This is a genomic window from Rhodococcus jostii NBRC 16295 (genome assembly GCF_001894825.1).
Classification (GTDB): Bacteria; Actinomycetota; Actinomycetes; order Mycobacteriales; family Mycobacteriaceae; genus Rhodococcus_F; species Rhodococcus_F jostii.
In genome coordinates, this window is sequence record NZ_BCWY01000122.1 from 1 (window position 1) to 21089 (window position 21089).

Sequence of the window (21089 nt, forward strand, 5' to 3'; positions counted from 1 at the left end):
GTTCGGACACGATGGACACGATGACACTCCTGCTAAGTCCAGGCTCACTCGGGGCCGGGTTACTGAGAAGTAACCGTGTGGATCGGCGCTGATCTACACAGTTACTCCACGAACGACAACTGGGGTGAAGCTTGCGGGGTGCGCGATCACGATGGCCGCAGAACGTCCGAAGCGTCATGGCACGGGCGGGTGAGCCCTGGCAACACTGCCATAAACCCCCGCCGAAGGGCGGTGGCGCCGACGTCGGAGTGGTGCTAAGTCTGGCACGAAAAGCGATGCACAATCAAATTGTGCCGACAGTCAGATGTCTCACGTTTTCTGCCCTCTACCTGTGAGAACAAGTTACCGACGGGTCACTGTGAGAGCCGGTTTCAGATAACGCGCCGAACGTCCGTCAGCCCCACCACTGCGTGGACAGCAGAAGGGCCGCAGCGGCGAGGACGGCCACGGACGCGACGACCGCGACGACACCCTCCCGGCGATCCGCGATCCGCTGCGCGATGATCACGAACACGGACGCGACAACGTGCGCGCTGATGGAGACGGTTCCCGGGCCGGGGAACCCCCTGCCTCCGCCCACATAGGCCGAACCGATCACGACGAGGCACAGGATCACCACGCCGGCAGCGACGGCCCCGCTGAGGGCACGCAACGCCCGGACCACGAGCGGGCTGCGTCGCGGTGCGGTGGCCGTCACCGTCCTCGGGGCGGTGACGGCGTAGGGGTCGTACCGCTCGGACTCGTGGGTGTTCATGCCGAGACCACCTGCACCCCGGACGCTTTCGACACGAGGGTGTCGAATTCGTCGGGATCGGTCGCGAACTCTCCGAGCCGGATGGCCTTGTTCGTCCCGTGATAGTCGGAGGAACCGGTGACGACCAGACCGAGTTCGTCGGCCAGTTGCTGCAGCACCCGGGCGTCGTCTGCCGAGTGGTCGGGGTGATGCACCTCGAGCCCGTGCAGGCCGGCGCCCGCCAGGTCACGGACGTGATCGAGCGACAACAGCCGCCCCCTCGTGCGGGCCCGCCCGTGGGCGAGGACGCTCACTCCCCCGGCCTCCGCGACCAACTGCACCGCCTCGTCGAGCGGAGTGTCCGCCTTGTCGACGAAATACCGGCCCCGCGGGGCCAGCAGGTCCACGAATGCCTCACCGACGCTGCCGACCACTCCGGCGCGCATCAGGGCCCTCGCCAGGTGTGGACGTCCCGCCGCAGGTCCCGCTTCCGCGAGCACCTCGTCGGCGTCGATGGGGAGGCCGTCCTCCATCATGAGTTCGGCCATCGCGCGGATCCTCACGATCCGCTCGTTCCGCAGCCGCTCCCGTTCGCGGGCGAACGCCGCATACGCGGGGTCGAACAGGTACGCGAGGAGATGCACCGCCACCGGCCGGCCGTCCTCACCCCGCCCTTCGCACGACATCTCCATGCCCCGCACCAGGCTCAGTCCTGCAGGGAGGGCGGCGACCGCTTCGGCCCAGCCGGCGGTGGTGTCGTGGTCGGTGATCGCCACGATGTCGAGTCCGGCCGCGCCCGCGGCACGCACCAGGTCCGCCGGGCTGTCGGTTCCGTCGGAGGCCGTCGAATGGGTGTGGAGATCGATGAGCACCCAACCAGTCTGTCAGGTGCCGCGGCACAGGTCCCGAGTGTGCGGCCCGGGAGCCTGGCGTGTCGCCCGACGCCGCGGACCCGGAGTCGGTGCTGACGTACGATTCACCAGCAGCGTTTCCGACTCGACGGTGAAGGGAGGGCCCCGGTGCCGTCTGTGCCCTCACTCCCCAAGCGCGGCAGCGACAAGGACCAGCGCAGCAGCGGCAAGGACGCCGGACCCAGGATCCGCATCCCGACCGCGCGCGCCATCGTGGACTGCGGTGTGTACATCGACGGCACGAGACTTCCAGGCAAGTACACGCACCAGGCGGCAGTCGCCGAGGTCCGCCGACGGGGTGAGGGGTTCGTGTGGGTCGGGCTGCTCGCCCCCGACGAGGGGCAGATGGAGAGCGTGGCCGAGACGTTCGGCCTGCACGAGTTGATGGTCGAGGACGCCGTCCACGCCCACCAGCGACCGAAGCTCGAACGCTACGACGACGTGTTGTTCCTGGTGCTGCGGACCGTCAACTACGTTCCCCACGAGTCGGTGGCCACCGCCAGCGAGATCGTCGAGACCGGCGAGATCATGGTGTTCGTGGGCGCCGACTACGTCGTCACCGTGCGGCACGGTGACCATTCCCCGCTCGCGAATGTCCGTCGTGCGCTCGAGCAGAACCAGGAGCGGCTCGCTCTCGGCCCTTTCGCGGTGCTGCACGCGGTCGCGGACCACGTCGTGGACTCCTATCTCGAGGTCACCCAGGCCATCGAGGAGGACGTGGACGGGATGGAGGAGGCGGTGTTCAGCCCGCGCAGCAGCGTCGCCGTCGAGCACATCTACCTCCTCAAGCGCGAGATCGTCGAACTCCGCAGGTCGGTGAACCCGCTGGCCAATCCGCTGCTGAGATTGACGCAGTCACCGGGCAATCCGGTGCCGAAGGAGATCCGCCGCTATTTCCGCGACGTGCTCGACCACCACACCACCGTCGCCGAGCGGATCGCCGAATACGACGAGGTGCTGAGCTCACTCGTCGACGCCGCCCTCGCCAAGATCGCGGTGCAGCAGAACACGGACATGCGCAAGATTTCGGCCTGGGTGGCCATCGCCGCCGTACCGACGATGATCGCGGGCATCTACGGCATGAATTTCGACAACATGCCCGAACTACATTGGCAACTGGGCTATCACGGCGTGCTCGTCGTGATCGCGGCGATCACGGTGGGCCTGTTCGTGACGTTCCGCCGGAATCACTGGCTCTAGTTGTACTCGGCCCTCTAGAGAGAGGCGGCGCCGCGGTTCGGATCGCGGACGTCGATGCCCGCCTCCGCCCAGGCGTCGCGGAGCGCGCCGGCGCCGCGCAGTCGCACCCACGCCGCCTCGGTGCCGGTGATCGGCACGGCCGCGAGGAACTGCACCGCTTCGGCGGGTTCGGGCAGCGGGAGGTCGGGGACGGTCGACTCGCCGAGCAGCACGGCGGTGAACGGTGCGTCCTTCCACAGCGGCTCCCCCAGGTCGAGCAGGGCGTCCTCGACGAGAACCACACCTTCGACCGACGGCGCGGCCGCGAGCACCGCGAGGGTGCGCGCAACCCCGGACGCCACCCCGGCGCCGCCGCGCAGCGTGAGGATCAATTCGGCGCGCGGTCCGCGGAGCGGGTCGGCCACCAGCTCGCCGGGGTCGCCCATCGGGTGCCGGGAACAACCCAGGGTCGCGTACCGAACCAGATCGTCGTCGTCGGGGGCGAACCGCAGTACGTCGAGGGGCTCCACGCCCAGGAACGTCACCGACGCCGCCGTCGGCTCCGGTCCCCCGATCTGCTCCCGCAGATGCGCGCGAACAGAGGCCACAACGCTGTCAGTCACCCCGACATCAAACCACCGAACCCGCTCACCCGTCCTCCGGCCTCTCGAGCCGGTAGCGTCGGAGCATGGTCTCGGTACTCGCAGTGTCCGACGAGACGATCGAGTCGCTGTGGAGTTCGCAGGTGCGTGCCATGGACGTCGATCTGATCCTCGGCGCGGGCGATCTCCCGTTCGACTACCTGGAGTACCTGATCGACGCCCTCGACGCGCCGTGCGTGTTCGTGCCGGGCAACCACGACGCCGACCTGTCCGGCTACTCCGCCGGACGCGTCGGATGGATGCGGGCGGGCCTGCCCTCGGCGTGGCCGGGGCCGTGCGGCGCGGTCAACGCGGACGGCCGGATCGTCCGGATCGCGGGACTGCGCATCGCCGGTCTGGGCGGATCGATCCGCTACAACGACGGCCCCAATCAGTGGACCGAACGGCAACAGCGGCGGCGGGCCCGCAACCTCGCGCTGACGAGTGCGTGGCACGCGCGCCGCTCGGGGGTGTCCGGGGTCGACGTGCTGCTCACCCACAGCCCGGCGCGCGGGGTCGGCGACCAGGAGGATCCGCCGCACCGGGGCTTCGAGTGCTTCGAGACCCTGGCGGGCAAGTTGCAGGCCCGCGTCATGATCCACGGGCACGTCCACCCGTACGGCCGGGCGGCCGAAGACCGCACGCTCGGCGCGACGACGGTGATCAACACCGTGGGTTTCACCCTGATGGAGCTGACCCCTGGTACAGACCCCACGATCGTGAGGCGCCGGCATGGCACGTGACACCGGGTTTCCCGCCGCCGACGCGGAGAACGACTTCACCCGCCAGCGTCGTCGCGCCGAGTTGTCGAGGCTGGTCAACTGGCTGCGCCGGGAACCGGACGACGTCAACGAGATCCTGCCGTTCGACGAGGTGGTCGCGGCGGTCGGCCGGGTCGGGGAGCGCTCGCTCGGACTGCAGGTGATTCCGGTCAACTCCATCGTCGGCAGCGTCGACCGCACCCGCGATTTCGACCGGTTCTTCCGACCCACGTCCACCCGTGTGCGGGAACGGTGGCAACGGCTGGCGGCCGCGCAGCGCCGGGGCGAGTCGGTGCCGCCGATCCAGGTGTACCGGATCGGGTCGATGCACTTCGTCAGCGACGGCCATCATCGTGTCTCGATCGCGTATGCGATGCATTGGAGCACGATCGACGCCTATGTCACGGAGATCCAGACGAAGATCTCACCCGACGGGATCGCGCAGCGCGGCGACCTGGTCATCAAGGACCACCGCCGGCTGTTCCTCACACGGGTACCGCTGAGCGGGCCCCAGCGTGCCGCCGTCGTCGTCACCGATCCGTGGGAGTACGCCGAGATCGGCCAGAGCGTCGAGGCCTGGGGATTCCGGCTCATGCAGGAGGTGGGCGAATTCCTCAGCCGCGAGACCGTGGCCAGGCGCTGGTTCGGCGAGGAGTACCTGCCGGTGGTCCGGATGCTGAGAGCCGCGGAGATGCTGCCCGACCACACCGACGCCGAGGCCTACCTGTGGGTGGCCCGGGAGCGGTACCGCCTTGTGCGCCGGCATGTCTGGAACGACGAGATCATCGCCGAGCTCAGCCAGCGCGCGCCGCGCAGGCACAGGTCCGCTAGTCCGTGAATCGCACGACGCGGTCCAGCGCGTCGGGATGGGCGAACTTCAGCAGTCGCCGGCCCTCCGCCTCGATCGCGGTGCGGTGGGTCTTGGCGACGGTCACCAACGGCTCCACTTCCATTGTCGCCCGGGACTTCTCGACCACCGTGGTGGTGAATGCCGCGACCCTGCCGTTGACGAGGACGGCCGGTTTGATGATGCCGTTCTGCGTGAAGATCTTCTTCCGCAGGTCGTCGTCGAGGAGCCGGCCGCGGTCGGCGTGCGAGAGCAGCACGTTGTCGAACGGCGCGAGGATACGGACGGGCGCCGGGGTGCCCGGATCTGGGCGTGGCGCTTCCGGGAGGTCGAAGAGTTCCGGCCCCGACTCCCCCGCGAACACCCGCAGTCCGGGCCGCAGCCGGTCCAGGACCTCGCCGAGCCGGGTCAGCCCCGACCAGGCCTGGGCGTCCCGCACGCTCGCGGGACCGAACGCGGCGAGGTAGCGCAGCACCATCGTGTCGATCGACGGCGCGGCGGACAGCGGGCGGCCCACCCATGACTCCAGCGTCGACAGTGCCGGTTGCCCCGACCTGCCCCAGAGGCCGCGCGGCGGAACCTGGACCATCGGGACCAGTCCCCGCACTCCGTGGGCGAGCGCTGCCCCGTCGCTGCCGGGGAACCGCTGCTCGAGCAGGGGCCGCAGCTGCGACTGGGTGCGGGGTTCGTCGCGCACCAGTTCGCGGCCCGCCGCCGCGAGGGCACCGAGGTCGACCCCGTCCAGGCCGGCGCGGTACTGCGTATTGGTGTGAAGGTCCCGGTCGAGCAGCGGTTGCGTCAGGGGGCGGAAGGCGAGGGCGTCCGACGCCGACAGCGCGAAGACCGTGCCCCGCATCGCGACGATCCGCACCACCGCGCGAGTCTCGATGAGTTCCGACAGCGACTCGGGGCCGAACCGCGTCATCCGCGCCCACAGCGCGAAGTAGGGCGGAGTCGGCGCCTGGGCCTGCAGACCGCAGAGGTGCTCGATCATGTCGAGAGCGGACAGCTCCGAACGGCTCAGCAGCGATTGCCGGGCCAGTGTCGCCCGGCCCAGCGCTCGATTCGACATGCGTTCCGACCCCACCGTGAACCCCCTCGTTAGTTAGCCCCAGTACCGTGTTTACCTACGCCCGCTCACATATCCCCACAGGAGGACCCCATGGCCGCCGGATCCACCACCGCAGCCAGGGCTCTCCTGCCGGTCATGTGCTTCGTCGTGATGATTGTCGCCGTTCTGCAGACGCTGGTGGTGCCGATCGTCGGGACCATCGGTGCGCAGCTGGAAGTCGGTCCGACGGCCGTCGGCTGGCTCCTCACTGCCAACCTCCTCGCGGCCGCCACCGCGACACCTGTTCTCGGCCGCCTCGCCGATCTCCGCGGCAAACGGCCCGTCCTTCTGGGTGTGCTCGTGGTCGTGCTGCTCGGCTCCCTGATCGGTGCCGTATCGACGTCCGTGGGGGTGCTGATCTTCGCCCGCGTGCTGCAGGGCGTGTCGTTCGCGCTGTTCCCCATCGGCATCGCGGTCCTGCGCGACGAACTTCCCGCGGAGAAGCTGACCGGCGCCATGGGGATCTTCTCCGGCACGCTCGGTTTCGGCGGGTGCTTCGGCATCGTCCTCACCGGTGTGCTGGTCTCCGACGGCGCTGACTTCCACCGCATCTTCTGGCTCTCCTCGGCCATCACCGCAGCAGGACTCGTCCTCGCCTGGATCGCCATCCCCCGCCGGCCGCGCGTCGGTGCGGGTTCCATCGACTGGATCGGCGCGGCCGCTCTCGCCGTCGGCCTCGTCCTCGTCCTGCTGCCGCTCGCCGAGGGCGGCACCTGGGGGTGGGCGTCCCCCGTCACCATCGCCAGCGGAGTCACCGGCATCCTCGTCCTCGTCGGCTGGTTCCTCTACGAACGCCGGATCACCGACCCGCTCGTCGCACCCCGGCTGCTCACCAACCCACCCGTCCTCGTCACCCACCTGTCCGCGCTCGTGGTCGGCATGTCGATGTTCGTGATGTTCCTGGGCAGCTCGTACTTCGTCCAGACCCCGCGGGCGGTCGCCGGCTACGGCTTCGGCGCCACCGTGCTCGAGGCCAGCACCGTGTACCTGCTGCCGGGCGCGATCAGCGGCGTCCTCGCGTCGATCCTGAGCGGAAAACTGATCCACCGCTTCGGTTCCCGTGCCGTCCTGATCGCGGCGAGCGTCGTCGGTGTCAGTGGTTTCGTCGTGTTCATCTTCGCCCACGACCGCACGTGGGAAGTGGTCGCGGCCATCCTCCTGATCAACACGTACATCAGCCTCGCGTACGCATCCCTGCCGTCGCTGCTGGTGGCCGAGGTCCGGCAGGACGAGACCGGCGTCGCGAACAGCATCAACTCCATCGCCCGGTCCGTGGGCAGCTCGTTCGCCAGTGCGCTGCTCGCGACCCTGCTCGCCGGAATCACCATCGACGGAACGGACGTCCCGACCGAATCGGCCTACGTGATCGCGTTCGTCGTCGGCGCGACCGCGGCGGCCCTCGCCGGACTGCTGCCGTTCTTCGGGATCACACGCACCACCCGCACCCCCTCCGACGAGGAGGAGAACGAGGTCCACGCGACCGCCCTGGCCGCCGAGTGGGGCACCGTCGGCGGCCTCGGCGGCGCGAACACGAGCCGTTCGGGTGAGCGCCGCACCCCGGTCACCGGGTGAGGTTCGCTCCCGAGTTCTGATCGAACAGGGCGATCTTCGACCGGTCGAACCACAGTTCCACCGGTCTGCCGTGCGCTGCGGACGATTCGGTCGACAGCCGGGCGACCAGCTGCCCGCCGCCCGCAACCGCGGTACCGGAATCGGCGGCGAGTTCCTCGAGTTCCCGGGAGTTCACCTGCGGCCCCTCAGCCGTGAAATAGGCGTACTTGTCCGAACCCATCGACTCGAGCACCTCGACGTTGGCCGTGAACGTGGCACCGGCGTCCCGCTGCCCCGCATCGACGAGCGCCACGTCCTCGAAGTGCTCGGGACGGATCCCGACCACCACGTCCTTCGCCGTATTCGACGACCCGATCTTCTCGCGCGTCTCCGGGGGCAGCGTGAACTCGCCGAGCGGGGTCGACACCCCGTCGGCGGTGAGCTGTCCCGGGAAGAAGTTCATCGACGGTGAGCCGATGAATCCCGCGACGAACAGATTGTTCGGGTGGTCGTACAGATCCTGCGGCGCACCGATCTGCTGGACCAGGCCGCCCCGCAGCACCACTACCCGATCGCCGAGGGTCATCGCCTCGGTCTGATCGTGCGTGACATACACCGTGGTGGTGCCGAGCCGCTGTTGCAGCCGGGCGATCTCGGTGCGCATCTGGACGCGGAGCTTGGCGTCGAGATTCGACAGCGGCTCGTCCATCAGGAACGCCTTGGGGTTGCGGACGATCGCCCGGCCCATCGCGACCCGCTGTCGCTGTCCGCCCGACAGATTGGCGGGTTTGCGATCGAGGTGCTGGGTGAGGTCGAGAGTCTTGGCGGCATCGTCCACTTTCGCCGCGATGTCCGACTTCGACATCTTCGCCAGGGTGAGCGGGAACGCGATGTTCTGCCGCACCGTCATGTGCGGATACAGCGCGTACGACTGGAACACCATGGCGATGTCGCGGTCCTTCGGCGCCTTCTCGTTGACCCGCTCCCCCGCGATGCGCAGCTCCCCGGACGAGATGTCCTCCAGTCCGGCGATCATGTTGAGAGTGGTCGACTTTCCGCACCCCGACGGTCCGACCAGGATGATGAACTCGCCGTCGGCGATCGTGATGTCGACGTCGCTCACCGCCTTGGCGCCGTCCGGGTACAGCTTCGTCACCTTGTCGAGCACGATTTCGGCCACAAAATTATCCCTTCACTGCGCCGGAGGTCAGGCCGGCCACGATGCGTCGTTGGAAGAACAGCACGAAGATGATGATCGGGATGGTGATCACCATCGCGGCCGCGGCGATCGACCCCGTCGGCTCCTCGAACTGGGAGGCGCCGGTGAAGTTCGCGATCGCCGCCGGCGCGGTGATCGAGCGTTCCGTCGAGGTCAGTGAGATCGCGAACAGCAGATCGTTCCAGCAGAAGATGAAGACCAGGATCGCGGCGGTGACGATGCCCGGCGCCGCCAGCGGTGCCACGACCTTCCGGAACGCCTGCGCCGGTGTGGCGCCGTCCATCTTGGCCGCCTTCTCCAGCTCCCAGGGGATCTCCTTGAAGAATGCGGACAGCGTGTAGATGGCGAGCGGGAGCGCGAACGTGATGTACGGCAGGATCAGGCCCGCCCAGGTGTCGAACAGCCCGAGCCTTCGCTCGATGTCGAACAGCGGGCTCACGAGGGAGATCTGGGGGAACATCGCGATCAGCAGGGCCACCCCGACCAGCAGTTTCTTGCCCGGGAAGTCCAGCCGGGCAATGGCATAGGCGGCCATGGTGCCGATGACGACGGCGATCACCGTGGAGATCAGGCCGATGCCGATGGAGTTGATCAGCGCACTGGTGAACGCGTTGGTCTGGAAGATTCCGCGATAGTTGTCGAGCGTCCACTTCTGCGGAATGAACTTGCCGTCCTTGATCGTTCCCGCCGGTTTGAACGACAGGCTGGCGATCCACAGCACCGGGACCAGCGCGTAGAGCAGGACCAGCAGGTTGACGACGGACCAGCTGATCTTGCGGCGAGGAGTGTCGACGACGGCCATGGTTATCGGTTTCCTTCCGTGTCGGACCCGGGAGCCGACGCGCCGAAGAGCTTGATGAACACGAACGCGAGGAGTGCGACGCACAGGAAGATGAGGACGCTGATCGCCGAGCCGATACCGAGGTTGAAGGCCTTGAACAGGTTGTCGTAACCGAGGATCGACAGCGACCCGGTGTCGTTGGCGCCCTTGGTGAGGACGTAGATGTTGTCGAAGATCCGGAACGCGTCGAGCGTGCGGAAGAGCAACGCCACGAGGATCGCCGGTTTCATCAGCGGCAGGATGATCCGCACCAGCCGTGTCCAGGCGCCGGCGCCGTCGACCTGCGCGGCCTTGAGGAGGTCGTCGGGAACGAGGGCGAGCCCGGCGAGCAGCAGCAGCGCCATGAACGGCGTGGTCTTCCACACTTCGGCGAGCACGATGATCGCCAGCGACGGGATCTGCTGCGTCAGCGGGGCGCTGCCGTCGGGCAGCAGGTTCGCGAGGTAACCGGTTCCCGGCGTCCACGCGTAGTACCAGCTGTATGCCGCGGCGACGGTGACGATTCCGTACGGAATGAGCACCACCGTCCGCACGAGGCCCTTCCCGACCAGCGTCCGGTGCATCACGAGCGCCAGGATCAGGCCCAGGACGAACTCGATCACCACCGACACGACGGTGATGCTCACGGTCACCGTGAACGCCTGCCACCAGTACCCGTCCGACAGCACCGACACGTAGTTGGCGAGGCCGACGAACTTCCGGTCGTCGGGGAACCGAAGGTCGTAGCGTTGCAGACTCAACCACACCGCGTACACGACGGGATAGGCCGTCACCGCGATCATGAGGATCGCGGCGGGGGCCACCAACCACAACCCCAGACGGCGCTCGGCCTTCTTCCCCTCCGAGATCTGGCGCTTCGACGCGACTTTCGGCTCCTCGGCCCGGTCCGCCTGCACGGTTTCGGTCGTCACGGGATCAGCCCTTCCGAGTTGACCGCCTTGCGGACCTGTTCGGCGAGTTCGTCGACGGTGCGCGGCGGGTCGATGTCACCGACCGGATTCAACGTGGCGGTGATCAGGGTCGAAATGCTCTGGTACGCCGGAGACACCGGCCGGACGGATGCGGTGTCGAGGCCCTCCCGCACCTCGCGCCATGCGGGGTACGCCTCCTGGAACGCCGGGTCGTCGTACAGACTCGCCAGTGTCGGCGGCACACCCCCGTTGACGGCGTTGTTGCGCTGGTTCTCCTCGTTCCGCAGGCACTGCACCGCCTCGAACGCCAGGTCGGGGTGCTGGCTCGTCTTCGCGACCGCGACGTTGAAACCGCCGATCGTCACCTCGGCCGGGCGGCCGGGGATCACCGACGGGTACGGCGCGGGCAGGAAGTTCTGCTGACCGTCGACGGTGAGCACGGTGTTGCCCGTGTTCACGGACGTCGGGTTACCCTTGTCGTCGATGTACGGGAGGTCACCCTTCTCGGCGTTCTCGATCATGCCCGGCAGAACGAACGGCCAATTGACCTCGAACGCAGACTTTCCGCTCTCCATCCCCAGCCGGGACGACGCCTCATCGCCCTGGGAAACCGACGGGTCGGCACCCTTCGCGGTGGCGACCCGCTTCATGACCTCGAGCGCTGTCAAGGCCGCGTCGCCGTCCGCGACGGTCACGGTGGTCCCGTCCTCGGCGACGACGGACCCGCCCGCGCTCGCGAGCAGGGTGTTGAACCACACCATCAGGCCCTCGTATTGCTTGCCCTGCACCCCGATCCAGCTGGGCCGCCCCTCCCCGGCGAGACCCTCCGCGATGTCGATCATCTGATCCCACGTCTGCGGCGGCTGCCCGTCCGGCATCAGGTCCTTGCGGTACCAGAGCAACTGGGTGTTGGTGTTCAGCGGCGCGGCATACAACTGGTCCTGCCACTTCGCCGATTCGAGCGGGCCCTCGAGCGTGCCCTCGCTGACGTCCGCCGCGACGTCGGGCGGGAGCGGCAACGCCCAGCCTGCCTCGGCGAACTCGGCGGTCCAGACGACGTCGAGCGTCATGATGTCGAGCGTGGTGTCGTTTCCGGTGAGGCGGCGGGCAAGCTGGAGGCGTTGGTCGTCCGCGCCCTTCGGCAGCGTGCGCTGCTCCACGGTGTACCGGCCGCCTGCCGCGGCCGTGCAGTTGGCCGCCGCCTCCGCGTACTGTTCGGCGCCGTCGGCGGCAGTGTAGAAACTGAGGACGATGCCGTCCTCCGACGACCCGCACGCGGCCAGCAGGGGAACGGTGAGGACGGTGGCCGCACCGATCAGTCCCCACTTCAGCGAGCGTCCGGGCTTGGTGCGATGCAGCACAGCCGCCTCCTCGAGCGGCCCCTCACGGATCCAGTCGCGGTACGGCTGGGCACGCGGGCCCGCACATTGGTTCCTGCCGGAACGTGCACTCCACCGACAGGTCACGGTTTCGGCGAGGGCCGAGGCCCTCGCATTGCGCCGTAAACCTATCCGACATCGTCGGCGAACTGGGTGAAATCGCCGCGAACGTCGCGAATGGGACGCAATCCGTGATCCGACCGCAATCCGTGATCCGACCGCAACCCGTGATCCGACCGCAACCCGCCGGTCGCGGCGGGTGCGCCGATCAGAGTGCCAGCTTGGCCAGCATGTCCCTGGCGGTCTCCGCCGACTTCGGCTCGCACAGCACGTCGTACCGGCCGGCGACCAGTTGCATCGTGGACGCGAAGTCCCGGGTTCCCCGCGTCGCCGCGTACGGGATGGTCGTGGAGATCAGCCCGAAGATGATGCCGCCCACGATGCCGACCACGAGCGGCGCCAGGAAACCGCCCGTGACGATGCCCAGCAGCAGACCGAAGAACACACCTAGCCACGCGCCCGAAACTATGCCCCCGCCAATTACTTTCGCCCAGGTGAGGCGGCCCAGCACACGCTCGACCTGCATGAGGTTGACCCCCACGATGGTGACATCCTCCACCGAGAATTCCTGATCGGAGAGGTAGTCGACGGCGCGCTGCGCCTCCGCGTATGTGGGGTACGAACCGATGGGCCAGCCCGTGGGGGGTTCCGGCAGAGCCCCACGCCGCGCCCCATTGGACTGTCCGAGTGGATTCGTCATCGTCAGCTGGTCTCCTCGTGTGGTTCTCTCAGGATCGGTCCTGTGACAACCATTCTGCCTGCTGCGGCTATCCCTCGTCAGGTCGAGCGAACTCGGTGGTCCGTTTCATGCCCGCCGCGCGTCCCTTCGCGGAGATCACGAGCGCCATCTTGCGGCTCGCCTCGTCGATCATCTCGTCGCCGAGCATCACGGCGCCGCGACCCCCACCGGCCGCGGAGGTGTGGAACTCGTAGGCGTCGAGGATCAGTTCGGCCCGGTCGTAATCGTCCTGGCGGGGACTGAACACGTCGTTGGCCGCCTCGATCTGGGTGGGATGCAGAACCCACTTGCCGTCGAAGCCGAGCGCCGCCGTCCGCTGCGCCGACCGCCGGAACGCCTCCACGTCACGGATCTGGAGGTAGGGGCCGTCGATGGCCTGGAGCCCGTGCGCGCGGGCGGCCATGAGAATGGTCATCAGGATGTGGTGGTACGCGTCTCCGCGGTCGTAGCCGTCCGGCTGCTCCCCGACGACCAGGGTGCGCATGTTGATGCTCGCCATGAAGTCGGCGGGACCGAAGACCAGGGTCTGCACGCGCGGGCTGGCCGTCGCGATGGCGTCGATGTTGGTGAGCCCGATCGCATTCTCGATCTGCGGCTCGATGCCGATCCGCCCGACCTCGAGCCCGTTGGCCTTCTCCACCTGGGTCAGCAACAGGTCGAGTGCCTGAACGTGACTGGCGTCCGGCACTTTCGGCAGCAGGATCGCGTCGAGGTGGGCGCCCGCACGACCCACGACCTCGGCGACGTCGGCGTACGTCCACTCGGTGGTCCAGTCGTTGACCCGCACCACCTTGATCTGGTCTCCCCACCCGTCCTCGGCGAGGGCCTCGGCGATGGTGCCCCGCGCCTCCTGTTTGGCGAGCGGCGCCACCGCGTCCTCGAGATCGAGGAAGATCTCGTCCGCAGGCAGTCCCTTCGCCTTGTCGATCATCTTGCGGCTGCTGCCCGGAACGGCGAGCACCGATCGCCGTGGCCTGTAGACGGAACTCATGACGGACGATCCTCCACTTTCGCTGGTGTTCGATTCCCTGTATTTCTGTACGACGATCTAGCCTGGCAATCATGGCAGCTGCGAACAAGGTTTTTGCATCCAGGCTGGCCGGCCTGGTGGTGCTCGGCCCGGACGGGGAGTCGATCGGCCGCGTCCGGGACGTGGTGATCACCGCCCGCATCGGCCGGCAGCAGCCGCGCGTCCTCGGGTTGGTCATCGAATTGTTCACGCGCAAACGCATCTTCGTTCCGATGCTCCGCGTCACCGCCATCGAACCGAGCTCGGTGACGCTCACGACGGGCAACGTCAGTCTGCGCCGATTCCAGCAGCGACCCGGCGAGGTGCTCGCCCTCGCCCAGGTCGCGGATTCCCACGTGCGCGTGGACGACCCGGAACTCGAGGAGTTGCGGGACGCCGACATCATCGTGGTCGATCTGGGCATCGAGCAGACCCGAACCCGGGACTGGGTGGTGTCGAAGGTCGCGGTGCGCGGGCACCGCGGCCGGCTCGGGCGCCGCGCCGCCATGCACGTCGTCGAGTGGCAGCACGTCGAAGGCCTCACACAGACCGATCTGGCGATGCCCGGACAGGGCGTCTCGGCATTGCTCACCCAGTTCGAGGGCATGCGTGCGGCCGACGTCGCGAACGCGATGCGCCTGCTGCCGGAGAAACGCCGCCACGAACTCGCCCTCGCGCTCGACGACGAACGCCTCGCCGACGTCGTTCAGGAACTGCCCTCCGACGACCAGACGGATCTGCTCATGCACCTCGAGGTCGAGCGGGCCGCCGACGTCCTCGAGGCCATGGACCCCGACGACGCCGCCGATCTCCTCGGCGAGCTTCCCGAAACCGAGGCCGAATCGCTGCTGCAGTTGATGGACCCGCAGGACTCCGAGCCGGTCCGCCGGCTGCTCGAGCACTCCCCCGACACCGCGGGCGGTCTGATGACTCCGGAGCCGGTGGTCCTCACCGCGTCGACGACGGTCGCCGAGGCCCTGGCCCGCGCCCGGATCTCGGACGTCACCCCCGCGCTCGCGAGCATGGTGTTCGTCGTCCGCCCGCCGACCGCGACCCCCACCGGTCGTTATCTGGGCTGCGTTCACCTGCAGAAGCTGCTGCGCGAGCCGCCCGCGAGCCTGGTCGGCGGACTGCTCGACACCGACATGCCACGGCTGGCGCCCGAGGATTCCCTGACGTCCGTGACCCGCTACTTCGCCACCTACAACCTGGTGTGCGGGCCGGTGGTCGACGACGAGGACCATCTGATCGGGGCGGTCACGGTCGACGACGTCCTGGACCACCTCCTCCCCGAGGACTGGCGTGAAGAGGAGATCGACGGATGAGCGACAAGTCACCCAGCGCGGCCGCCCGGAGCCTGTCCGAACGACAGCGCCTCGACACGCCGCGCAGCACCCGCCGCTTCCGGGTCACGTACGACGTGGAGGCCGTCGGGCGTGCCAGCGAGAATTTCGCCCGGTTCCTCGGCACGGGCCGCTATCTGGTGATCCAGACGGTGATAGTGATCGTCTGGATCACCATCAACGTCTTCGCCGTCCGGTTGCAGTGGGATCCGTACCCGTTCATCCTGCTCAACCTGGCGTTCTCCACCCAGGCTGCGTACGCGGCGCCGCTCATCCTGCTGGCGCAGAACCGCCAGGAGAACCGCGACCGCGTGTCCCTCGAGGAGGACCGCTCGCGCGCCGAGCAGACGAAGGCGGACACCGAGTTCCTCGCCCGGGAACTGGCGGCACTGCGCATCGCGATCGGCGAGGTGGCCACCCGCGACTACCTGCGGCGCGAGCTCGACGAGATCAAGACCCTGCTGGCCGACGAGGACGAGACCCGCTCGCGGCGGAGATGAGCTCCGGCGAATCCTCGCAAACTCCGGCAGCGCCGATCACGTATATGTAACGTCACTCACATCTTCTCGGATGTATGCGGTGTGCCGAAACGAAGAGCACCGCAGGGGGTGATCGAGTGCGGATACGCGGACTGTTGACGGTGACTGCCCTGACGGTGGGCGCCGTCGCCACCCTCGGCTCCTCCACCGGCGGTACTACGGTCAGCGGCGCGTCGGTGAGCACCACCGCACTCGGTTCTGCGGTCGGCACGTCGACTCTCGCGGCAGCGGGCGCCACACCCGGATCCATCCCCCAGGCCGCGTATCTTCCGCCCTCGGGTCTCGTCGCACCGACGCCGCGCGTCGCCCGCTCGCAGCGGGCGGCTCCCCCGCCGCCCGCGCCCGCACCCGTCGTGACAAATCCCACATCCCCGGCGTCGCCGTCCGGCACCGGGCTCATCGCCGCACCGGTGATTCTCAGCGCTCTGGGCATCCCGGAGATCGTGCTCAACGCGTACCGCTCCGCGGAACTCGAGATGATGGCGGAGGCTCCGCAGTGCGGCCTGCCGTGGCATCTGCTCGCCGGCATCGGCCGCATCGAATCGGGTCACGCCGGCGGCGGCCGGACCGACTCGGTGGGTACCACCCTGACTCCGATTCTGGGACCGGTTCTCGACGGACGGCTGGCGGGCAACGAGGTCATCCGGGACACCGACCGCGGTGCCACCGACGGCGATCCCGGGCACGATCGGGCCGTCGGACCGATGCAGTTCATTCCGTCCACATGGGCCAAGTACGCGTCGGACGGCAATGCCGACGGTGTGGCCGACCCCAACAACGTGTTCGACGCGACGCTGGCCGCCGCCCGGTACCTCTGCTCGGGCAATCTCGACCTCCGCGATCCGCTCCAGGAGACCCGAGCGGTCCTGCGGTACAACAACTCGGCCGCCTACGCCGCGAACGTCATCACCTGGTCGAACGCCTACAAGAACGGCGGAACCCCGACCCCGAGCCAGTTGTCGGGGGCGGCCACCCCGCCGCCCGGACGTCTCGCCGACGCGGCGGCGGGCGGATCCGACCTCACCCGCGATCTCGCGACGACGCCGGCACCCACCACGGACGGTGCAGCCACCCCCACGCCGCCGACGCCGGCTCCGCCGATTCCCGGTCTTCCACCGCTGCCTCAGCTGCCCTGTCTGATCTTCTGCCCGCCGGCCGATCCTGCCGTTCCGGCGGCGCCCGCACCCGAACCGGTCGCGCCCGCCGCGGCCGTCCCTCCGGCTGCTGCTCCGGCCCCTGCCGTTCCCCGGTAGTACACTCCGCGTTCGCCGCGCGCCCTGCTTTCTCGTAGGGCGCGCGGCGGCGTGTTGCCTCCAGCCGGATGGGCGAGGACGGCCGGCCCCCGTCGACACCTCGACCTCTCGGCGTCCTGGCGTGACCTTGCCGTGTTCGTTACCCTCGCTCACGTGCCTTCCGAGTAACGGAAGCCTCCGATACAAGCCCGTTTGATCACGGTTGGATAACGGAAACGTATCGAATCAGGTAGCCTCGATCCGGTCAGTTGAACGGAACACCCCGAGACGGGGGTCGCAGGAGGCAATCGAGTGGGTCGGCACAACAAGAAGACGGATTCCCATATCCGCCGCAATTCGGTCATCGCGCTTACCGGACTCGTCCCCATCGGACTGATCACCGCAGCCAACACGGCCGGCGCCACACCCAAGGTCCCCTTCCTCTCCACGAGCTCCTCTTCAGAGGTCGCCGACGTCGCCGAGGAGGCGCCCGCCGCCGTTCCCGAGGCCGCGGACTCCGTCACTCCCGTAGCCGAGACCGCCGCAGAGGCCGCGCCCGCGGCGGAGCAGGCGCCGGCTCCCGCCGCACTCGCTCCCGTCCAGGCCACCCCGCCGCTCCCGGCGAGCATCGCCCAGGGCGCGCTCGGTATCCCGGCCATCAGCGTCGCGGCCTACCAGAACGCCGAACGCGTGCTCGCCGTCGAACAGCCGGGTTGCGGCATGTACTGGACGCTCATCGCCGGCATCGGCCGCGTCGAGTCCACCCACGCCTATGACGGAAAGGCCGACGACAAGGGCAACATGCTCAAGCCCGTCCTCGGACCCGTCCTCGACGGCAGCCTCGGCGGCAATGCGGTCATCCGCGACACCGACGGCGGCAAACTGGACGGCGACGCCAACTACGACCGCGCCGTCGGACCCACGCAGTTCCTCCCCGAGACGTGGAACCGTTACGCGGGCGACGGCAACGGCGACGGCGTCGCCGATCCGCAGAACCTCTTCGACTCCGCGCTGACCACCGGAAAGTACCTGTGCGACGGCGGATTGAACGTCAAGGATCCGATTCAGGCCGCCAAGGCCGTGCACCGCTACAACAACTCCGCCGCCTACGTGGCCAACGTGCTCGCGTGGTCCGCCGGCTACTCCAGCGGAATCATCCCGGCGGCCGCGGACCTGCCGCGCATCCACTGAGCGCACATCCTTACCATTGAGTCATGCCAGTCCTGAGCGAGTCCTCTGTACGTAGCGCCCTGGCGCGCGTCCAGGATCCCGAGATCCGGAAACCGATCACCGAACTCGGGATGGTCAAAAGCGTCGACATCGCAGCCGACGACAGTGTCGACATCGCGATCTACCTGACCACCGCAGGCTGTCCGATGCGGACCGAGATCAGCGACCGGGTCACCAAAGCCGTGGCGGATGTTCCCGGCGTCGGCGCGATCAGGGTCGAACTCGACGTGATGAGCGACGAGCAGCGCACCGAACTCCGCAAGTCGCTGCGCGGAGACTCCGCCGAGCCGGTCATCCCGTTCGCCCAGCCCGGCTCCCTCACCCGCGTCTACGCGGTCGCGTCCGGCAAGGGCGGCGTCGGCAAGTCCAGCGTCACCGTCAATCTGGCCGCCGCGCTGGCCGCCCGCGGACTGTCGGTGGGCGTTCTCGACGCCGACATCTACGGACACTCCGTTCCCCGCATGCTCGGCACCGACGCCAAGCCCACGCAGGTGGAACGCATGATCATGCCGCCCGTCGCGCACGACGTGAAGATGATCTCCATCGCCCAGTTCACGCAGGGCAACACCCCGGTCGTGTGGCGCGGACCGATGCTGCACCGTGCGCTGCAGCAGTTTCTCGCCGACGTCTTCTGGGGTGATCTGGACGTTCTGCTGCTCGACCTGCCGCCCGGCACCGGCGACGTCGCCATTTCCGTCGCGCAGCTGATTCCCGGCGCGGAGATCCTCGTCGTCACCACCCCGCAGCAGGCGGCGGCCGAGGTCGCCGAGCGCGCCGGCGCCATCGCACTGCAGACCCGTCAGCGCATCGTCGGGGTCGTCGAGAACATGTCCTGGATGGACCTGCCCGACGGCAGCCGAATGGACATCTTCGGTTCCGGGGGCGGCCAGGCCGTCGCCGACCGACTCACCAAGGCCGTGGGCGCGAAGGTGCCACTGCTGGGCCAGATCCCGCTCGAGCAGGCAGTCCGTGAGGGCGGCGACGGCGGAGTTCCCATCGTCCTCGGCCACCCCGACTCACCGGCCGCGACGGCACTCCGCGACATCGCGGACAAGCTGGCCGTGCGCAAGCGTGGACTCGCCGGAATGTCGCTGGGAATCGACACCACCCGCCACCTCTAGGCGCTTCGCGCTCGTGCGCCTTTGTGGTTGCTCGCGCTACCACAAAGGCGCACGAGCCCGGGGGCCTAGGTTGCGTCGAGATCGATCGGGGGACGCTCGCCGGCCGCCAGCGGCTTGTTCTGCGGAGGAGTGGGCGTCGAGGGATCGGCGCTGACGGCCTTCGTTCCCGACTTGTCGAACGACACCGAAGTCGGCTTGTCGAAGTTGCCGGTGAGAATCGAATCGTCACCGTCGAGCAGGTGCTTGGTGATGACGGCGCGCGGAGTCATGCCGCGCAGCTGGTTGAGGTCGGACAGCGGCTTGCGGAGATCCTCGAACTCGGGACCGAGCTCGTCCTTGAGCTGCTGGCTCGCGCCACTTGCATACTCACGGACCTGCCTCAGTGATTTCGTTACCCAGCTGACCGCACCCGGAAGCCGCTCGGGTCCCAAGATGACCAGAGCCGCGACGAGGAGGACCATGAACTCGCCCCAACCAATGTTGCCGAACACGTGGTCAGCCTACTGTGCGGTGTGGGTCCGTGCCCAGGTGGCGAAGCGATCTCACAGCAACCTCTCGAGTCAATCGGAAGCCGGGGTCACGTCGACATCGACGAGCCGGCCCTCGCGGATCAGCTGAATCCGGACGGGTTCGCCGATCTTCTGCAGGTTGACGGCGACGACCAGTTCGTCGGCGCTGGTGACTGTGCGGTCGCCGACCTTGACGATCACGTCGTTCTCGACGACGCCCGCCCGCGCGGCCGGACTGTCCGAGCGGACGTTGGCCACCTGGGCGCCGCTGGTGTTGTCGTTGACGACGGTGCGGGCGTTCACGCCGATGTCCGGGTGATGCATCTGCCCGTCCCGGATGAGCGTCTGCGCGACCGTCGTGACGTCGTCGATGGGAATCGCGAATCCGAGGCCGACCGAGCCACCCGACTCACTGAGCATGGCGGTGTTGATGCCGATCACCCGGCCCGTGTCGTCGACGAGCGCGCCGCCCGAGTTGCCGTGATTGATCGCGGCGTCCGTCTGGACGGCGTCGATGACGGCGTTCGTGTCGGAGCCCTCCCCGGACAGCCGCATCGGACGGTGCAGCGCGCTGACGATGCCGCGGGTGACGGTCTTGCTGAGTCCGAGCGGGGATCCGACGGCGACGACGTCCTCACCGACCTGCACGTCACCGGACTTGCCGAGTTCCGCGACCGTCAGGTTGTCGGCGGACACCTTGAGGACGGCAAGGTCGGTCTTGATGTCGCGGCCGACGATCTGGGCCTCGGCCTTGGTCCCGTCGGAGAAGATCACCTGGATCTTGCCGCCGTCGGGGGCGGTGGCCGCGGCGGAGATGACGTGGTTGTTGGTGACGATGTAGCCGGCACCGTCGATGACGACACCCGAACCGGTGCTGCCCTGGTCGCCGACCGCCACCTGGATGGACACGACGGCGGGGAGGACGGCATCGGCGACCTGCGCGACGGGCGACTGCCCGAGGTCCTCTTCGCCGCCGCCCTGGACGAGGGTGACGCTCTGGCTGGTGAGCGAACTGCGATCCGCGGTGATCACGGCGGCGAGGAGCCCGCCGACCAGACCGATCGCGAGCGCGATCCCGCCGAGCGCGACGAGGGCCTTCGGCGCCACCTTGCCGCCGAACAGGACCTCGCGTGCGCTGAGTGCAGGCGCGGGCGGATGGGAGCGTTCCTCGGCGTGCAACGCCGGCGATCCGAGTTCGACGCCCGCCTCGGGGTCGCGCCAGG

21 protein-coding genes are annotated in these 21089 nt (G+C 68.4%); 9 read left to right on the forward strand and 12 right to left on the reverse strand.

The features are described from left to right. Positions 1-394: 394 nt before the first annotated feature. Positions 395-754 carry a hypothetical protein gene (locus RJ1_RS40415; RefSeq protein WP_073369372.1) on the reverse strand — a complete coding sequence of 120 codons (360 nt, stop codon included), beginning with the start codon at positions 752-754 and terminating at the stop codon, positions 395-397. Beyond that, positions 751-1605: a PHP domain-containing protein gene (locus RJ1_RS40420; protein ID WP_073369375.1), complete on the reverse strand. Its 855-nt coding sequence runs from the start codon at positions 1603-1605 to the stop codon at positions 751-753. Before RJ1_RS40420 ends, RJ1_RS40415 begins: the two co-directional genes overlap by 4 nt. Positions 1606-1752: 147 nt before the next feature. Here RJ1_RS40420 and corA point away from each other — a divergent pair, with 147 nt between their 5' ends. Then, positions 1753-2844, forward strand: coding sequence for a magnesium/cobalt transporter CorA (gene corA, locus RJ1_RS40425; protein WP_073369378.1), 1092 nt, complete (start codon positions 1753-1755; stop codon positions 2842-2844). Between the two features lie 14 nt (positions 2845-2858). Here corA and RJ1_RS40430 read toward each other — a convergent pair whose 3' ends face one another. Beyond that, positions 2859-3446, reverse strand: coding sequence for a suppressor of fused domain protein (locus RJ1_RS40430; RefSeq protein WP_174695082.1), 588 nt, complete (start codon positions 3444-3446; stop codon positions 2859-2861). Positions 3447-3511: 65 nt separating this feature from the next. On the opposite strand from RJ1_RS40430, the gene RJ1_RS40435 reads away from it, so the two are divergent. Further along, positions 3512-4207, forward strand: a complete 696-nt coding sequence (locus RJ1_RS40435; protein ID WP_073369384.1) for a metallophosphoesterase family protein — start codon at positions 3512-3514, stop codon at positions 4205-4207. Next, the gene (locus tag RJ1_RS40440; RefSeq protein WP_073369387.1) at positions 4197-5063 is read left to right on the forward strand and encodes a chromosome partitioning protein ParB; all 867 of its coding nucleotides are present in this window, start codon (positions 4197-4199) and stop codon (positions 5061-5063) included. The genes RJ1_RS40435 and RJ1_RS40440 overlap by 11 nt, the downstream gene beginning before the upstream one ends. Here the strand turns inward: RJ1_RS40440 and RJ1_RS40445 are convergent. Next, complete coding sequence (locus RJ1_RS40445) at positions 5053-6159, reverse strand: winged helix DNA-binding domain-containing protein (protein ID WP_083400677.1); 1107 nt, start codon at positions 6157-6159, stop codon at positions 5053-5055. The two genes, RJ1_RS40440 and RJ1_RS40445, sit on opposite strands and share 11 nt — an antisense overlap. Before the next feature lie 75 nt (positions 6160-6234). On the opposite strand from RJ1_RS40445, the gene RJ1_RS40450 reads away from it, so the two are divergent. Continuing rightward, complete coding sequence (locus tag RJ1_RS40450; RefSeq protein WP_073369390.1) at positions 6235-7755, forward strand: MFS transporter; 1521 nt, start codon at positions 6235-6237, stop codon at positions 7753-7755. Here the strand turns inward: RJ1_RS40450 and RJ1_RS40455 are convergent. The 6 genes from RJ1_RS40455 to RJ1_RS40480 all read right to left on the reverse strand — a co-directional run bounded on the left by RJ1_RS40455 (position 7745) and on the right by RJ1_RS40480 (position 13874). After that, complete coding sequence (locus tag RJ1_RS40455) at positions 7745-8914, reverse strand: ABC transporter ATP-binding protein (RefSeq protein WP_073369393.1); 1170 nt, start codon at positions 8912-8914, stop codon at positions 7745-7747. The two genes, RJ1_RS40450 and RJ1_RS40455, sit on opposite strands and share 11 nt — an antisense overlap. Positions 8915-8918: 4 nt before the next feature. Further along, positions 8919-9755, reverse strand: coding sequence for a carbohydrate ABC transporter permease (locus RJ1_RS40460; RefSeq protein WP_005239292.1), 837 nt, complete (start codon positions 9753-9755; stop codon positions 8919-8921). A gap of 2 nt (positions 9756-9757) precedes the next feature. Continuing rightward, positions 9758-10705, reverse strand: coding sequence for a carbohydrate ABC transporter permease (locus tag RJ1_RS40465; RefSeq protein ID WP_073369396.1), 948 nt, complete (start codon positions 10703-10705; stop codon positions 9758-9760). After that, the gene (locus RJ1_RS40470) at positions 10702-12066 is read right to left on the reverse strand and encodes an ABC transporter substrate-binding protein (RefSeq protein ID WP_174695083.1); all 1365 of its coding nucleotides are present in this window, start codon (positions 12064-12066) and stop codon (positions 10702-10704) included. Before RJ1_RS40470 ends, RJ1_RS40465 begins: the two co-directional genes overlap by 4 nt. A 286-nt stretch (positions 12067-12352) precedes the next feature. After that, positions 12353-12844 (reverse strand): general stress protein, encoded by a 492-nt coding sequence (locus RJ1_RS40475; protein WP_015889781.1) that lies wholly within the window; start codon positions 12842-12844, stop codon positions 12353-12355. A 67-nt stretch (positions 12845-12911) separates the two neighbouring features. Further along, positions 12912-13874: an HpcH/HpaI aldolase/citrate lyase family protein gene (locus tag RJ1_RS40480; RefSeq protein WP_073369399.1), complete on the reverse strand. Its 963-nt coding sequence runs from the start codon at positions 13872-13874 to the stop codon at positions 12912-12914. A gap of 71 nt (positions 13875-13945) precedes the next feature. Here RJ1_RS40480 and RJ1_RS40485 point away from each other — a divergent pair, with 71 nt between their 5' ends. The 5 genes from RJ1_RS40485 to RJ1_RS40505 all read left to right on the forward strand — a co-directional run bounded on the left by RJ1_RS40485 (position 13946) and on the right by RJ1_RS40505 (position 19357). Beyond that, positions 13946-15217 carry a magnesium transporter MgtE N-terminal domain-containing protein gene (locus RJ1_RS40485; RefSeq protein WP_073369402.1) on the forward strand — a complete coding sequence of 424 codons (1272 nt, stop codon included), beginning with the start codon at positions 13946-13948 and terminating at the stop codon, positions 15215-15217. Further along, a complete protein-coding gene (locus tag RJ1_RS40490; protein WP_073369405.1) occupies positions 15214-15735 on the forward strand; it encodes a DUF1003 domain-containing protein in 522 nt (173 codons plus the stop codon). The genes RJ1_RS40485 and RJ1_RS40490 overlap by 4 nt, the downstream gene beginning before the upstream one ends. Positions 15736-15851: 116 nt before the next feature. Then, the gene (locus RJ1_RS40495; protein ID WP_073369408.1) at positions 15852-17027 is read left to right on the forward strand and encodes a lytic transglycosylase domain-containing protein; all 1176 of its coding nucleotides are present in this window, start codon (positions 15852-15854) and stop codon (positions 17025-17027) included. 291 nt (positions 17028-17318) lie between these two features. Beyond that, the gene (locus RJ1_RS40500; RefSeq protein WP_073369411.1) at positions 17319-18197 is read left to right on the forward strand and encodes a lytic transglycosylase domain-containing protein; all 879 of its coding nucleotides are present in this window, start codon (positions 17319-17321) and stop codon (positions 18195-18197) included. Between the two features lie 23 nt (positions 18198-18220). Beyond that, positions 18221-19357: an Mrp/NBP35 family ATP-binding protein gene (locus RJ1_RS40505; RefSeq protein ID WP_073369414.1), complete on the forward strand. Its 1137-nt coding sequence runs from the start codon at positions 18221-18223 to the stop codon at positions 19355-19357. A 65-nt stretch (positions 19358-19422) separates the two neighbouring features. On the opposite strand, the gene tatB is transcribed toward RJ1_RS40505, so the two are convergent. Together tatB and RJ1_RS40515 are read right to left on the reverse strand one after the other, a co-directional pair. Continuing rightward, entirely contained in the window at positions 19423-19848 is a 426-nt protein-coding gene (gene tatB, locus RJ1_RS40510) for a Sec-independent protein translocase protein TatB (protein ID WP_073369416.1), read from the reverse strand. A gap of 69 nt (positions 19849-19917) precedes the next feature. After that, a partial coding sequence (locus RJ1_RS40515; RefSeq protein WP_073369419.1) for a S1C family serine protease occupies positions 19918-21089 on the reverse strand: 1172 nt, incomplete at its 5' end.